Source organism: Pedobacter psychrodurus, from assembly GCF_004331735.1.
GTDB lineage: Bacteria > Bacteroidota > Bacteroidia > Sphingobacteriales > Sphingobacteriaceae > Pedobacter > Pedobacter psychrodurus.
Genome location: NZ_SJSO01000006.1, coordinates 276,871 through 292,188 on the forward strand (window position 1 = coordinate 276,871; position 15,318 = coordinate 292,188).

Annotated in this window: 13 protein-coding genes; 7 read left to right on the forward strand and 6 right to left on the reverse strand. The window is 38.6% G+C overall.

Going from position 1 to position 15,318, the window contains the following annotated elements:
- Positions 1-309: 309 nt before the first annotated feature.
- The 5 genes from EZ456_RS09625 to EZ456_RS09645 all read left to right on the forward strand — a co-directional run bounded on the left by EZ456_RS09625 (position 310) and on the right by EZ456_RS09645 (position 7,273).
- Positions 310-2,739: a TonB-dependent receptor gene (locus EZ456_RS09625; protein WP_131529578.1), complete on the forward strand. Its 2,430-nt coding sequence runs from the start codon at positions 310-312 to the stop codon at positions 2,737-2,739.
- 65 nt (positions 2,740-2,804) lie between these two features.
- The gene (locus EZ456_RS09630) at positions 2,805-3,515 is read left to right on the forward strand and encodes a DUF4198 domain-containing protein (protein WP_131529580.1); all 711 of its coding nucleotides are present in this window, start codon (positions 2,805-2,807) and stop codon (positions 3,513-3,515) included.
- 76 nt (positions 3,516-3,591) lie between these two features.
- Positions 3,592-4,797 carry a PepSY-associated TM helix domain-containing protein gene (locus tag EZ456_RS09635; RefSeq protein ID WP_131529582.1) on the forward strand — a complete coding sequence of 402 codons (1,206 nt, stop codon included), beginning with the start codon at positions 3,592-3,594 and terminating at the stop codon, positions 4,795-4,797.
- A 22-nt stretch (positions 4,798-4,819) separates the two neighbouring features.
- Positions 4,820-5,758, forward strand: a complete 939-nt coding sequence (locus EZ456_RS09640; protein WP_131529584.1) for a DUF6607 family protein — start codon at positions 4,820-4,822, stop codon at positions 5,756-5,758.
- Positions 5,759-6,133: 375 nt separating this feature from the next.
- On the forward strand, positions 6,134-7,273 hold the full coding sequence (locus EZ456_RS09645; protein WP_131529586.1) for a M28 family metallopeptidase: 1,140 nt from the start codon (positions 6,134-6,136) through the stop codon (positions 7,271-7,273).
- A 39-nt stretch (positions 7,274-7,312) separates the two neighbouring features.
- On the opposite strand, the gene EZ456_RS09650 is transcribed toward EZ456_RS09645, so the two are convergent.
- The 4 genes from EZ456_RS09650 to EZ456_RS09665 all read right to left on the reverse strand — a co-directional run bounded on the left by EZ456_RS09650 (position 7,313) and on the right by EZ456_RS09665 (position 12,632).
- A complete protein-coding gene (locus EZ456_RS09650) occupies positions 7,313-8,011 on the reverse strand; it encodes a class I SAM-dependent methyltransferase (protein ID WP_131529588.1) in 699 nt (232 codons plus the stop codon).
- 258 nt (positions 8,012-8,269) lie between these two features.
- Positions 8,270-9,670, reverse strand: coding sequence for an MBL fold metallo-hydrolase RNA specificity domain-containing protein (locus EZ456_RS09655; RefSeq protein WP_131529590.1), 1,401 nt, complete (start codon positions 9,668-9,670; stop codon positions 8,270-8,272).
- A gap of 58 nt (positions 9,671-9,728) precedes the next feature.
- Positions 9,729-9,956 (reverse strand): YtxH domain-containing protein, encoded by a 228-nt coding sequence (locus EZ456_RS09660; protein ID WP_131529592.1) that lies wholly within the window; start codon positions 9,954-9,956, stop codon positions 9,729-9,731.
- Positions 9,957-10,997: 1,041 nt separating this feature from the next.
- Positions 10,998-12,632: a DUF6600 domain-containing protein gene (locus EZ456_RS09665; RefSeq protein ID WP_131529594.1), complete on the reverse strand. Its 1,635-nt coding sequence runs from the start codon at positions 12,630-12,632 to the stop codon at positions 10,998-11,000.
- A gap of 279 nt (positions 12,633-12,911) precedes the next feature.
- Between EZ456_RS09665 and EZ456_RS09670 the strand changes: the two genes are divergently transcribed.
- On the forward strand, positions 12,912-13,613 hold the full coding sequence (locus tag EZ456_RS09670; protein WP_131529596.1) for an SAM-dependent methyltransferase: 702 nt from the start codon (positions 12,912-12,914) through the stop codon (positions 13,611-13,613).
- 245 nt (positions 13,614-13,858) lie between these two features.
- Positions 13,859-14,038 (forward strand): hypothetical protein, encoded by a 180-nt coding sequence (locus EZ456_RS09675; RefSeq protein WP_131529598.1) that lies wholly within the window; start codon positions 13,859-13,861, stop codon positions 14,036-14,038.
- Between the two features lie 92 nt (positions 14,039-14,130).
- On the opposite strand, the gene EZ456_RS09680 is transcribed toward EZ456_RS09675, so the two are convergent.
- Both EZ456_RS09680 and EZ456_RS09685 read right to left on the reverse strand, forming a co-directional pair.
- Positions 14,131-14,655: a DinB family protein gene (locus tag EZ456_RS09680; protein WP_131529601.1), complete on the reverse strand. Its 525-nt coding sequence runs from the start codon at positions 14,653-14,655 to the stop codon at positions 14,131-14,133.
- Positions 14,656-14,817: 162 nt separating this feature from the next.
- A complete protein-coding gene (locus tag EZ456_RS09685; protein WP_131529603.1) occupies positions 14,818-15,135 on the reverse strand; it encodes a hypothetical protein in 318 nt (105 codons plus the stop codon).
- Positions 15,136-15,318: the final 183 nt, after the last annotated feature.

Below are 15,318 nucleotides of genomic sequence, written 5' to 3' on the forward strand. Positions count from 1 at the left end.
CTGATATTTATAATTAATAACGTGCCAATAGCTCTACAAAACGGTCTATTTCACTAAATAACCTCATATTTCTTACCAATAGCTGAATTATTCAGAAAAAACCACCGATGATTTTAGTTGTAAATAAAATCTGATAAAACAACAACTAAAACGTTTAAGTTTTTTACTTTTCTCCATGCCATGAGAGAATAAAGTGCAGATCTACAGGCATCAAATCCCCCTATTTAGAATAATTCAAAATAATTTGGATAATACGATTTTCTACCGTTATTTTGCGTCTGTTTAGAATTAATCCAAATAAATATTATCATGCTTAAAATCAGACTTTTCAGTATAACATTTCTTTTAACTTTTACCAGCCTACTTTCATTTGCCCAACAGCTTTCGACCATAAGCGGTACCGTTATTACCTCTGACGGTAAACCAGCTGCTTATATTTCGGTCGGTTTAAAAGGAAAAGGCCTCGGAAATGTAACCAACGAAAAGGGTATTTTCGAAATCCAAAGAGTGAAACCAGGATCTTATATCTTAAGGGTATCGGCTGTTGGCATCCAAAACATAGAAAGACCAGTGGTAATTACCGCTGGTGAAAACAAAATTGTTGATTTTGTAATCAACCAAAATTCAAATCAACTTAATGAAGTAAATATTAACCAAGGGGTAAATAAGTATATCGCTAAGAAAAGTGAATTTATTTCGAAAATACCACTTAACAACTTAGAAAACCCACAGGTATATACTACGATTACGAAAGAAATAATGGCCGATCAGCTTGTGTTTTCGGTTGATGATGCTGCTCGTAATGCCACAGGTATTCAAAAAATGTGGGAATCGACTTCGCGTGGTGGTGATGGTGGTGCTTATTATGCATCGAGAGGTTTTATTGTACAAGCGAAACTGAGAAACGGAATTGCGGGTAATGTAACTGGCCGTAACGATGCCGCTAACTTAGAAAATGTAGAGTTTATAAAAGGTCCATCGGCTACTTTATTCGGTAGTACATTAACCTCATATGGTGGTTTAATTAACCGCATCACTAAAAAACCTTTTGAAGGAACTGGAGGCGCAGTAAGCTTTTCGACAGGTAGCTACGATTTTAACAGGGTTAGTACCGATTTCAATTTCCCTGTTAATAAAGATAACCACATTTATGCCCGGTTAAATACTTCTTACAATTACAAAGGTTCTTTTCAGGAGAATGTTTATGACAAAGGTTTCTTCATTGCGCCCAGCTTGTCGTATAAAGTAAACGATAAATTAGACTTTGTTTTTGATGCCGAAATTTCTAATGGTAAAAATACCCTAAAACCCTTCGTCTTTTTCTATTTCCCAGTTGCACAACTGGGTTTTGATAGGGCAGATCAAGCGGGAATAGCTTATGACAAATCTTTTACCGGTGATGCCATGAAGCAGAAATACAACAGCTCAAACTTCTTCGGGCAGGCTAATTATAAGTTTAATGATAATTGGTCTTCGCACACCAGCTTTTCAAGCAATTATAGTTTCTCTAATGGCCGCGGCACATACTTGTTCCTTGTACCAAACAGCTACTTTAATCCTGCTGCCGCACCTGGTGCTGAAGTTTTATCAAGAGCAGATCAATCAACTGATAACAGTAAGATATTTACTTACGAGGTACAACAAAATTTTAACGGCACTTTTAACTTAGGTTCGGTAAAAAACAGAATGGTTTTAGGCCTGGATTATTTACGCCAAAACTCTGATCAACTGTTTTATTCAATCGATACTTTCGATGTAACCAATAAAAACGGAACCGGTGCAAACTACAATGATTTTACAGAGACTAATTTAGCGGCATTTTATGCAGCACTTCCCAGTGTTCCTAAATATCCTTATAACTTCAAAACCAATACATACAGTGCTTATGTTTCTGATGTAATTAACTTAACAGACAGGCTAATCGCCTTAGCAGCTTTAAGAGTAGACAGGTTCGACAACAAAGGTAATTCTGATCGTGCAGGTTCGGCTCCAAGAGGTGCTTACAAACAAACTGTTTTTTCTCCAAAATTCGGCTTAGTATTTCAGCCGATTAAAGATCAGTTATCACTATTTGCTAATTACCAGAATGGCTTTAACAACGTTAATGGTATAGATTATAAAGGTGATACTTTTAAAGCCGAACAGGCAAACCAAATGGAAGGCGGTGTTAAAACGAACATCTTTAATGGCAAATTAACAGGGTCTGTATCTTACTATTATATTAAAGTTAAAGATATCGTTAGGGGCTATAATCAAGATGCTAGTAATCCTAATGCACAAATTCAGGATGGTAATAAAATTAGCAAGGGTATCGAAGCTGAAGTTATTGCAAATCCTGTCGACGGTTTAAATATTATTGCAGGTTTCGCTTATAACGATAACCATTTAGAAAATGCATCGCCAGATGTAGAAGGTAGAAGAGATGCTTATTCAGCAGCACCCTACTCAGCAAATTTATGGATCAGTTATAAATTCAATGCTGGCTCGCTTAAAGGTTTTGGATTAGGCGCTGGTGGTAATTATGCCAGCGACAATAAAATTGTAAATAGTGTTAGCCAGGGGGTATTTATATTACCTGCTTATGAGGTTTTCAATGCCTCGGTATTTTACGACCATTCAAGATTCAGGATCGGGGCAAAAGTAGACAACTTTACCAATCAAAAATACTGGACAGGTTACAGCACCATGAACCCTCAGGACCTGAGAACCTTCACTGGAAGTATTACTTATAAATTTTAATTAAATCCATCAGGAGCAACTGGATCAGATCAGTTGCTCCTGATTTAACCCCCAACCCAGAAAACATGAAAACTAAAATCTCATTACTATTTTTCTTTCTAGCCTTTAGCATTTCGAGTGCATTTGCACATGCTTTATGGATAGAAACAGCCTCAACAGGCAAAAAAGGACAAGTACAGGAAGTGAAAGTTTTTTTCGGAGAATATGAAAGTAACGAACCAGATTCTGCCGCAAAATGGTTTAGCAACTTAAAAGAATTCAGCCTGGTTTTAACTGCTCCAAACGGAACAACTAAGGTTTTAACCACAGCTCCTGATGTACGTTTCTTTAAAGCAAGCTTCTCTCCAGATCAGGAAGGTACTTATAAACTTTCTGTAGTACATGAAGTTGCTGATATTTATGAAAAAGCTAAAATTGAATATTATGCTTTTGCAGATGTGGCTGTAGGAAATTCAAAAATAAACACGGCTTTCCCTGCAACTGCAGCATTAACCATCAGACCGGATAAACATGCTTTAAAAGTAGGCGAAACCTCGGTTCATCAGGTAATCTACAACAAAGCTCCTTTTGCAAAACAAAAATTAACCGTCGTAAATGCTGAGCGAAAAGCACAGCCAACAGAAACCGATGCAGACGGTAAATTCACTTTCAAACCAGAACAAAAAGGAAATTATTTTCTGGAAGCTTTTACAGAAGATAAAACACCTGGAAAATTGAATGGAAAAGATTACGATAAAGTTTGGCATTTAGTAACTTATACTACTGAAGTTAAATAATCGTAAATTTTTATAAAAATTTAAAGCCAATTGGTCATAAAAGGTCAATTGGTTCTTTTATTCATACAGCTTGCTAATGGCACTAACAAAAACATCAACTAAATCAAAAAACAAAAAATCGCGCCTACGACGGATCAGCGACTGGCTGCACCTGTGGCTGGGCATCGCATCAGGTCTGATCGTATTGATGTTAGGTATTACCGGATGCATGTATGTTTTTCAAAAAGAAATTACTGAGCTGATTCACCGCAAGGCATATTTTGTTGATGTCCCATCAAATCCTAAAACCTTACCCTTAAGTTTACTACAAGCCAATGCAGAAAAAGCATTGGGAAATAAAAAGAAAATCAGCTTTATTTCTACTTATAAGGCCCCAGAAAAGTCCTGGGAGTTTGGCACTTATAAAGCTGGAGATCCTAAAGCCTTCTGGTATTTCGATTCTGTCGAATATTATGACCTGGTATTGGTAAACCCATATACAGGAAAAGTAACCCTGGTGGCCGACCATAAGTACGAGTTTTTTGCTGTAGTTAAAATGATCCACTGGAGTTTACTAATCAATCATCCAATTGGTCAGCAGATTATCGGTTGGTCTACTTTCATTTTTGTATTCCTGCTCATTTCGGGCATGGTGATGTGGTGGCCTAAAAATCTCAAAAAATCGAACTTCGATAAGAGTTTTAAAGTAAAATGGAAAGCCAAATTTAAACGCATTAATTACGACATGCACAATGTGCTCGGTTTTTATGTTATGTTAATCTGCTTAATGTTGGCTTTAACCGGCTTGGTTTGGGCATTCCAATGGTTTCAGGGAGCCGTGTATGTAGTGGCATCAGGCAATACTACGCCGCCAAAAGTGGTAGAAGTAAAATCAGATTCAACAAAAACCATTAAAGCTATTCCTTTCGACATCGCTTTTGATCAGGCCAAAAAGGTCTTTAAAAACAAAGATCGCATCGGCATGTCACCAGCAGCAGGCGGTACAGCAACGATTAATGCCACAGGGTACCCAGACGAGGAAACCTATTGGAATTACGATGTACTTCAATTCGATCAGTACTCGGGCAAGTTATTACATAGAACAAACCAATCAGAAAAAAACGGCGGGGAAACTATAATTGGCATGAACTACGATATCCACGTAGGGGCCATTTTAGGATTAACCGGAAAAATAATGGCCTTTTTTGCCAGTTTAATTGCAGCAAGCTTACCCATAACCGGATTTATTATCTGGTGGGGAAAAGGAAAAAAGAAAAAAAATACCGCAGTGGCGGAAAACTAAGCGCACCCTAATTAATCATAAAATGAAATTTTTAAACCTAATTTTAGTATTAACCGGTTTGATTACCCCTAATGCTGATGCACAAACAAAAATAGACGCTCCAGAAGAAAAACTAGAGAAGGATAGAAAAGCAATAAAATCTTTAGCTGGTTTTTATGAAGTTAATTTCAACTACGGTGAAGTTACTGCTCCAGATCCAAACTACAAATTCAGTAAGCCTTACGAAAGCCATGGCAACGAATGGGCCGAGATTATTGTTGATGAACCTAAAAGAATTGTAATTCAACATATGCTGGCGATTAACGATACCACAGTTATTAAACACTGGCGCCAGGACTGGACTTATGAAGATACCAACATTATGCTTTATACCGAAGGTAACGCATGGAAAAAAGGCAATTTAACTCCAGCTGATGTAAAAGGAAAATGGACGCAAAAAATTTATCAGGTTGATGATAGCCCACGTTACCAGGGCTATGGTACATGGAGCCATGTTGGCGGTCATGATTCTTGGTCAAGCGAAACTGATTCTCCATTACCAAGAAGAGAATCTACTGTGCGTAAAGATTACAATGTATTAAACCGCGGCAGCAGGATTACCATCACTAAAAATGGCTGGATGTTTGAGCAGGATAACAAAAAAATAGTACGTTCTGCCAATGGCGATAAACTTTTAGCTGTTGAGAAAGGTTATGAGGAATTTACGAAAATAGATTCTAAAACTTTTGGATATGCGCAAAAATGGTGGGCCAGCCAGCAAACTTATTGGGCAGATGTACGAGGTGTTTGGGCTGACATTATTGGCTCGCAAAGCACCTTTAAAGTACAAACTATGGCGAATGGCAAATTGCTTTACGAAACACTTTTTAACCTGGGCGATCAATCTATAAAAGAAAAATGGACAGCCTCGCAAAACAAAGAAAAAATTAAAACTGCTTTACAGCCTTATTTGGTAAAGTAAGAACAATTGTTTTATAGTGAATGGTTGATGGTTAATGGCAATAGTCTGTTAATCGTTAACCATTTTTTTTACTAAACTATACCCATCATTTAGTTGTACTAAATTGGCTCAGGTGGTCAATATTATTGTGAAAATCGAAGGGTGGTGCGCTTCGGTTGCCTAAAGTCCTGCTATCGCTTCAAGTCCTCACTCGTACCTCGCTCCGGGCTTTCCGCTTTATCAGGTTTATTTAATTTAGGTCTGTAGTTCTTGTTTGTAAACCACGCACGACATTAGTTGAGATTTGTAATCCACCTAAAAGATTAAAAATCCTTAATTCAAAGATCGGGATTACAAATCACGACCAACAACTATTTTATTTTACTAAATTTCGGGATGAAAAAATTTGGCTTCATCATCTTTTTATTTTTAGCTGTTAACAGTTTCGCCCAGGATTCTACTTATACCAGAAATATAATTAATGCCCTTACCTCAAAAGAATTTTGGGGCAGAGGTTATACCAAGGATGGAATGAAAAAATCTGCAGATTACCTCGCAACGGCCTATCAAAAAATTGGTTTGTTACCGATGGGTACAGCATATAAACAGACTTTTAATTTCTCTGTAAATACTTTCCCAGGAAAAATGATGGTAGCTATTAATGGCCAAAAACTCATTCCTGGTAAAGATTTCATTCTGAACAATGAGAGTCCGGGTATTAAACAGGCAGCAAATTTAACCCCCATTGATAGCCTTAATTATCGAGCTTCGTCATCACTACAAGTTTTACTAAAAGATAAATTAACCTGGTCTGTAGCTACCGAAGTTGGAGATGTAACCACTATTCAGCTCAATAAAAAGAACTTTACCGCAATACCGAAAGAAATCAATGTTGATATTGAAAACAAATTCATTCCAAACTTTGAGGCAGCTAATGTTTGCGGTTTAGTTAAGGGCACTAAATTTCCTGATTCCCTTTTAATCATTACTGCACATTACGATCATTTGGGTGGAATGGGGGCAGATACCTATTTCCCTGGCGCAAACGATAATGCTGCTGGCGTGGCCACTTTATTGAGCCTCGCCAAATATTATGCCTCCAATCCGCAGCCATACTCTATCGGTTTTATCTGTTTTGCCGGCGAAGAAGCCGGATTATTAGGATCAAGATATTTTGTAGAAAACCCTTTGGTTCCCTTAAGCAAAATAAAATTTCTGATCAACCTGGATTTAATTGGCACAGGAGAAGCTGGCATGACCGTCGTTAATGCATCTGTTTATCCTAAAGCATTTGCCTTGCTCAACACCATCAACAATGAAAACCAATATATCTCCAAAATAAATTCGAGGGGCAAAGCAGCCAACAGTGATCATTATTTCTTTACCGAAAAAGATGTTCCTGCATTCTTCATCTATACACAAGGCGGTCCCTCTGCCTATCACGATGTGTTCGATAAACCAGAAACTTTACCGCTTACCGAATACCAGGATCTGTTTAAATTAATTATTGGTTTCAATCAAAAACTGATGGAGTAGCCTCGTTTTTAGTTTTGTGGAGGAATGAATACCGTACGCTTACTTATAATATCCAAGGTTTGGGGTTAGTTTGACCAAATACTGATCTTCGCCATCATCAAAAATCAATTCAGTATCCCATCCCGTTTCTTTTGCAATCTGTTTAATGGTTTCTTCATCTATATAAATCCAATTAAACCAATTTCCTTTCTCACCTTTATATTCGTATTGATAAGATACCTCACCATAATATTGGTTTTGAGGTTTCGGCATATCTTCGTATAAATAAGCAATATCAGAAGAATCGAAAATCACTTGTCCGTGTGGGTTGACGAGCGTTTTTAATTTAATCAGGAAATCCTTAAAACCGGGCAATGTTCCTGTTAAACCGATACCGTTCATTAGCATGATAATGGTATCGAATTTCTCTTGATAGGTAAAAATATCTTGTATGAATGCTTTTTTCACACCACGCTCTTTCATAATATTTACCGCTGCTTCCGAAATATCAATAGCAGTTACATCGATATTAAAAGCCTGTAAAAGTAAAGCATGACTGCCTACACCAGCACCAATATCCAATACCTTTCCACTGCACATGTGTAACGCCTGAAGTTCTAGAACAGGCATATCTTCATCATCACGAAAGAAGAATTCTAAAGGCATTTCTTCTGGCTCGCCATACGAATTGTGCAACCAAAGGGTATCAGCCTCACCTGTCGTGTAAATATCTGTTAACGCTTTACCAAAAACATCCATGTGGACAAAGATAGGAAAAATGGAAGATGGATGAGGTGAGATGTGTGATGTCATGCGAAGGCACGACGCATCTGTAACTGATGAACATACTTTTTATTAATGGATTCCATAAGAAAAGTCGTCATTGCGAGGCAACGAAGCAATCTTAAAGCACAAGCTAATAGCGATCGTTGTAAGATTGCTTCGTCGGCTAAAAAAGCCTTCTCGCAATGACGATCTTATAAAGGTCCGGATTTGTAATCCGGACCAACATAATAATTATTCAATCTCAAATACCTGATGGTATTCTGGTATAGCTACATTCTTGAAACCTGCATTTTTCAATTTGCTGGCGAAATGTTGCTGCACTTCATACTCTCCATGCACCAAAAACAGCTGTTTTACTTTCGCTGGGTCTTGACCGGATAAAAACTGCAATAAATCTTCATAATCGCCATGGGCGCTCATTGATTTTATCGATCGTACTTCGGATTTAACCTCATATTCGTCGCGGAAAATCTCTACAAATTTTTGCCCGGCAATTAATCTACCGCCCAAAGATTTAGGTTCGCAGTAACCAACCATTAAAATGGTGTTTTTCTGGTTACTGATATTGTTCCTGATGTGGTGTTTTACGCGACCAGCCTCTGCCATACCCGATGACGAAATAATAACACATGGTCTTGGATCGGCGTTTAAAGCTTTTGATTCTTCTACACTTTCGATAAAGCGAAGACCTTTAAAACCAAATATATCATGATCTACCTTTAAAGTTTCTTTAACTCCATTATTGTATACTTCAGGGTGGTTTTTAAGAATTTCAGTCGCCTTTGATGATAAAGGACTATCTACATAGTACAGCACATCAGGCAATTTACCTTTTAACTCAAGTCCATTTAAGGCATAAAGCAACTCCTGAGTACGACCAACGGCAAAAGCAGGAATAATTACTTTACCCTTTTTTACTTTACAAGTATTGTTAATGATCTCTAAAAGCATGTTTTCGATCGGATCGAGATCTTTATGCAGCGAATCGCCGTAGGTTGATTCCAATAAGATATAATCGGCCTGATCAAACTGCTGCGGACTTTTTAAAAGCAGATCGCCATAACGGCCAACATCACCAGAAAAGGTAATCCGTGTGGGTTTTCCATCTTCAGTAATGGTGAGGTGAACTGCAGCACTGCCCAAAATGTGCCCTGCATCAGTAAACCTTAATCGAATGCCTGCTTCAATTTCGAAATCTTGTTCATACTCCACAATGTTCATTAGGGTAAGCGTTTTTGTAACGTCTTGGTCTGTATAAAGTGGTTCTTCCATTTCCTCGCCTTCGCGCAAATGGCGGTTAGAAAACTCCGCATCCTGCATCTGGATCTTGGCAGAATCCATCATTAAAATACGCGCAAGGTCCATCGTTGCCGAGGTACAGAAAATCTTACCTTCAAAGCCCTCTGCAACCAATTTGGGCAATAAGCCGCAATGATCTATGTGCGCATGTGATAAAACGAGATAAGTAACCTTTTTGGCATCGAAACCAAAGTAATCATTTAATTTATCGGTAACACGGCCCATCCCCTGGAATAAGCCACAATCTAATAAAATCTGAGTGCCGTTTTTTAAGGTAATAAGGTGCTTGCTCCCCGTAACGGTCCGGGCAGCACCATGAAAAGCAATGTTCATCTAAATGGTGGTTATATATAGAATAAAAATGCCGGATATTTCCGGCACTTCCAATTCTTTAAGCGTTTATTTCTGCTATTTTATCTTTCACCTTATCTGCAACCCCTGTAGCTTTATCTGCTAAACCTGCTAATTTATCTTTTGAAGCATCTAATAGATCAGCAAAAAAGTCTGATACTTTACCTTTTAAATCGCTGCTAGAATCTGAAGATAATGCTAATGCGATTGTTGCACCAAGTGCTGCTCCAGCTAATACGCCTACTATAATTTTTGTTTCCTTTGTCATAACTTTATTATTTAATAATTAAACATTAATTGGCACTTGTTGTTTTGGTTTTTATTACAACATAAATCATTCCATTTACATGAAGCATATTTTTTTCATCGATCTAGACAATACCATCTATTTTACCAAACCGAACGAAGAACAGTTAATGAGCGAGCTATACCGTGCACCGGCAGGGCAGTAAACTAATCTTTTCTTGGATTGTCACCCTGAGCGTAGTCGAAGGGTAAAATACAGTTTGGATTAAGTATTGCAATACCTGATGCTTATTTTCATGATAAAAAACAATAACCATTAAATTTTTTGGAGAGCAGTTTTCTGCAACTATTTCAGTTTCCTCCCGCTTTCATTTTACTTTGCCTGTGGCTTCGTGTTCACTCCATCCGATAGCTATCGGATCGGGTCTGGGTGGCTCGTTAGGTAGTGCTATTTTTGACCGGGCACTTACCTGCACAACCCTTTGTGTCTAAACCCGGTAGCAGCGGCAGCCTCCGATTTAAGCATCTGTATTTATTGTTTTTAGCATACTTGCTTGTTGCACAGGTTTCATCGGAGCTAAAGCGGATAACGGGGCTGCTGTTTCCGAAGCAATACTGAGTGTTCATTTTCAGATTAAAGATTCTAAAAAATTATTAGGAGAGCAGTTGCCTGCTACTATTAGAGTTTCTCCCTGCTTTCCGTTTTACTTATCCCAGCTGAAAAACTGGGATTGCGTGTTCACTCCATCCGATAGCTATCGGATCAGGTCTAGGTAGACCAAGCAGTACTAATATTAATATGCTGGGTGCCTATAAATTTAAAAGGAATATATTTATTAATTATCACGTAGACTGCACAAGCCCTGGTTTATAAACCCGGTAGTAGCGGCAGCCTCCTCCCGATTTTACATCGAGCTAAAGCGGATAACGGGACTGCTGTTTCAGAAGTATTACTGAACGTTCATTTTCAAATCTAAAACATTAACAAACTTCTACCTTCTTACTATTAAGGTTATAAGCTTTTAAAATAAAAAAGTCCCGATTTTCATCGGGACTTTTCAATCTATCCTCTGCCACCTCTTGATGGTCTTCCTCCTTCAGAGCCACTTCTTTCACCACCTCTTTGTTGCTGTTGTGGTGGTGGTGTTTCTGTTCTTCTTTGTTCTTGCCTTTGCTGTTGTTGCTGCTGCTGTTGTTGTGTTCTTTGTTGTTGAGCCTGGGCATCACGTTGCGCACGTTCCTGCTGTTGTTGTTGCGCTTGTTGTGTACGTTGCTGCTGTGCCTGAGCATCGCGTTGTGCTCTTTCTTGCTGTTGAGCCTGGGCTTGTTGTGTGCGCTGCTGTTGCATCTGCTCATTACGTTGTTGCTGTACCTGAGCATCACGTTGTGTTCTCTCTAGCTGTTGTTGCTGCGTCTGCTGCGTACGTTGTTGCTGAAATTGCTCGTTGCGCTGCGCTCTTTGTTGCTCCATTTGAGCAGAACGTTGCTGTTGGTCTGCCTGGCCACGTTGCGGTGTCTGAACATCACGTTGGGTACGTTGCTGATCCTGGCTCATACGATCTTGTTGGGTACGTTGTTGCCTCATCTGCTCCAAACGTTGCTGATCCTGACCACGGTTTACATTCTCTTGCGTGTTTCTTCCATCAACACCATTGGTATTGCCACGGCTGGTACGACCATTCGCATCTCTGTTGTAAACTTCGCCCCTGTTATTAGGTTGGTTACTGTTGTTATCTCTACCTACAGTACCATTGCCTCTATCAGGTTGCCCCGTACGGTTATCGTTTCTTGATCCAAAACGGTTATCGTTATTATTGGTATTTCCACCTCTTTGATCGCGGTTTGTATACCCTTCATTCCTTCCACCTCTGCTAATGCCAGCATTCCCTTGTTCAAATTTTCTAGGTGCGGCACTACGGTTATCGGCGTTACGCTCTGGCCTTGGCCTGTAAATAGATACCTCTCTGCTGTTAATCCTGCTTGCTCCTGGCCTAGAACCTTGTGCATATCTATAAACCGTTACATCTCTATTGGTTGCACGTCTGATATCTTCGATTCTTGGGCCACCGTAATAATTTCTTCTGTTATATACATAAGTATTATTGATGATGGTGGTATTGCGGATATATACATTGTTCCGTCCGTAATCATATCTTGGGAACACATTGATATAGATATTGCGTTGCGGGATAAAATTCCAGCAGAATTCTGGTACCGAGTAACGACGGCCAAAGCTCAAATTAATATTGATACTTGGCGCCATCGGAGCCCATCCGTAATAACCATCGCCACTTCTCCAATCTACCCAAGCTGGTCCCCAGTTGGTATCAGGTAACCAGATCCATTGTCTGTAACCGTTAATTACCCAACGGCCATAGTGGAAAGGTGCCCAACCCCAATCGTAATTAGAAACCCAGGTATTACCGTATTCGGTCATGGCCCAACGTCCGTTTGTATAATATGGACGAAATTCGCTTTGATCTACATCCGGGCGCCAAACATATCCATACTGAGGATCTTGTATCCAGGTGCCATATGGCGAAAGTTCATCGTAAAAAGTCTGTAAGGAAACATTGCCAGTACTGTAACCATCGTCCTGGTAATCGTTTTGATAGTCTTGTGCCCTGACTAGGGTTGTGGTTCCGGCAAGGAGCGCAAAGAGCCCCAGCACAAGTGCCGTAGATTTCAGTGTTTTCATTTGTGTGTTTTATTTTAATAACCTAATGTGTGTGTATCAATTAGAGAACCAAAAATATGGAAGGTTTAATATGCAAGCATAGTTTTCATGTTTTCCTTCAAATATTGCCCTATAAGGCATATTTAACTAATATTTAACGTTTTAAGCCAAGTTTAATTGTGCAGAAAATAAGTCAGTTAGAAATAAAATTTGCTACACCTTTGCTTACAAAAGAGATTATATTGCCAGTACCCTAAACTTTAGAACTTAAATTCTATTTATTGTAAGTATTTTTGTAGCATGCAAAAAGGCACTTTATACCTTATTCCCGTACCATTGGCTGAAGAGGTAGCACACAAAACTTTTACCCCTTATTTGGTTGATACCATTAACCAGATTGATACCTACATTGTAGAAAATAGTAAAACAGCCCGTCGGTTTTTAAAAGAGGCTGGTTTAACAACACCACAAAAAGATTTAATTGTGCACGATTATGGCAAACATAACCGAACAGATTTAGGTCAGTTTTTTGTTGAGCTTGCCGCCGGAAAAGATGTAGGCTTAATGAGCGAAGCCGGTTGTCCGGGCATTGCCGATCCTGGCGCTGAAATTGTTGCCGAAGCACATAAACGCGGCATTAAAGTGGTGCCATTGGTTGGGCCAAGCTCGATTTTGTTGGCATTAATGGCATCGGGTTTTAATGGACAGAGTTTCGCATTTTGGGGCTATTTACCGATCGATAAGGAACAGCGGACCAAACGGATTAAAGATTTAGATTTATCTGCTAGCCGTTACAAACAAACACAGATATTCATAGAAACACCTTTCCGCAACAACCAGCTTTTTGAAGAAGTGCTGAAAAGCTGCAAACCCAATACACAGGTTTGTGTAGCCAGCAATCTCACAGCAGAAGACGAATTTATTAAAACTCAAAGTGTTTACAATTGGCGCAAAGAAGAAATAGATCTTCATAAACAGCCTACTATATTTTTGTTGTACTAGTTTGTTCTTTGGTTCACTGGTCATTGGTTCCTAGCCACATCGTCATTGCGAGAAGGCTTATTCAGCCGACGAAGCAATCTTAAATAGCGTTATTGCCACCGTGTTAAGATTGCTTCCCCGAAAATATCGGGGCAGGCTGTCATTCTTCCTCGCAATGACGTAAGACTAAAAAAAATCAAAACATATCCCGTTATACATTGGTTGTTATCATAGCGCTCTGCAATTTATTCACTAAATTTTGAGTTATGAAAAATACGATCACACCAAAAAACAATCCAACGGTTCAAGGCAGTTCAGTAGCTGATCGGGCTAACCACGATGTTAAAACAGATAAAAAAATCCAGGGAATAACCAATGGCGGTGGCCAGCGGTCAGATCAAACTTCCAATAAGGATAACCAAAGAAAGTACGATAATAAAAAATAATTGAAGCGGCAGCTTAACATGCCAATGAGCTTGTCGGAAGATCTCCATTGAATTAGATTTTCCGACAAAGCCATTCGTAAACGAATGCTATTTTATTTCGCGGTTACATTATAGAAATTATAATCCGTCATTGGAGCACCTGTTATTCCTAAATTATGACAGATGGTAACGATCTGGCCACGGTGGTAGGTACTATGGTTGAAAACATGTAACATATATTCAAAATTCTGAAAGTCGGAAGTAAACCAAGGACTTTGAATCTCCGTTTTTTGATTAAATCTATCTTCACTGATTGCAGTAATATAAACGGCTAAGTTTTCTGACTGTTTCAGCAGAGAATCAAAAATATCAGTCAAACTTCCATATTCGCGAGATTCAAATTCGGTTTTAGTAAGAATTGAATACCAATACTCCTGTGATTGTAAAATATGGACGAACGTTAACTTTACACTTTTAAAACTCGATAATACTTCCTGCTCCAATAATTGCTCTGGATGTTTTTTTAACCAATTTACCAAGGTTAAATTTGCCCAGAAATTATAGTTTGCATAATTTTTCATTAAATACACAAGGGAAGTTTCTTCCATTGTTTCTGCGAATAATTGTTCCTGTACCATATCTTTTTTGTTTTAGTTACACAAAGAAAATACAGCACAGTGACAACCCTATGGCAGTGTAAAAATCAATTCAAAAATATTTTTTCCTGCTAAATTTGCCGCGATTAAAAGATAGAGATCTTTAAAAAAATGCCTTAAATATGATTACGCACAATGCGAATCTTATCTAATTACCCTATCAGGAGAAAAGGCGATAAAATATTCTGACCCGGTTTGGATACTAACATTAAGATCTGGCACATTAACTTTAGGTTGCCCTTTAAGCTGCGATAATACGCTGGCTGCAAAATCATGTATCTTTTTTGGATCTACCCGAAAAGAAACCGTAGGGAAGTAATCGTGTTCTATTTCGGCCTTCCCCTGCTCGCTTACCTGGCTAAACTTCCATGATTCTTTAGCCCGAAAACCATTTTCGTTGTTGGCATTGTTTAAGTGGTATAAAAATACCTTCGCCTGTAAGGCTATACTCTCATTTTGCATACTATAAAATTTGGGCCTTTTTGGCCATAATTTGGCAAGGTAAGAAGAATTAACTGTTAGTATGCTTTTTTTCGATCTGTTAGAAGTGCTTCTTACTCCTTATTTTCGATTTACAAATCAATCTGGCCGAAATAAACTTATAAAACAGACTGTTGATGTAAATTTTTGAATACAAATACACCT

Bases quoted from the DNA above. Each gene is read 5' to 3' on its own strand.
- EZ456_RS09625 (WP_131529578.1), top strand. From the start codon at position 310: ATGCTTAAAATCAGACTTTTCAGTATAACATTTCTTTTAACTTTTACC.
- EZ456_RS09630 (WP_131529580.1), top strand. From the start codon at position 2,805: ATGAAAACTAAAATCTCATTACTATTTTTCTTTCTAGCCTTTAGCATT.
- EZ456_RS09635 (WP_131529582.1), top strand. From the start codon at position 3,592: ATGGCACTAACAAAAACATCAACTAAATCAAAAAACAAAAAATCGCGC.
- EZ456_RS09640 (WP_131529584.1), top strand. From the start codon at position 4,820: ATGAAATTTTTAAACCTAATTTTAGTATTAACCGGTTTGATTACCCCT.
- EZ456_RS09645 (WP_131529586.1), top strand. From the start codon at position 6,134: ATGAAAAAATTTGGCTTCATCATCTTTTTATTTTTAGCTGTTAACAGT.
- EZ456_RS09650 (WP_131529588.1), bottom strand. From the start codon at position 8,011: ATGGATGTTTTTGGTAAAGCGTTAACAGATATTTACACGACAGGTGAG.
- EZ456_RS09655 (WP_131529590.1), bottom strand. From the start codon at position 9,670: ATGAACATTGCTTTTCATGGTGCTGCCCGGACCGTTACGGGGAGCAAG.
- EZ456_RS09660 (WP_131529592.1), bottom strand. From the start codon at position 9,956: ATGACAAAGGAAACAAAAATTATAGTAGGCGTATTAGCTGGAGCAGCA.
- EZ456_RS09665 (WP_131529594.1), bottom strand. From the start codon at position 12,632: ATGAAAACACTGAAATCTACGGCACTTGTGCTGGGGCTCTTTGCGCTC.
- EZ456_RS09670 (WP_131529596.1), top strand. From the start codon at position 12,912: ATGCAAAAAGGCACTTTATACCTTATTCCCGTACCATTGGCTGAAGAG.
- EZ456_RS09675 (WP_131529598.1), top strand. From the start codon at position 13,859: ATGAAAAATACGATCACACCAAAAAACAATCCAACGGTTCAAGGCAGT.
- EZ456_RS09680 (WP_131529601.1), bottom strand. From the start codon at position 14,655: ATGGTACAGGAACAATTATTCGCAGAAACAATGGAAGAAACTTCCCTT.
- EZ456_RS09685 (WP_131529603.1), bottom strand. From the start codon at position 15,135: ATGCAAAATGAGAGTATAGCCTTACAGGCGAAGGTATTTTTATACCAC.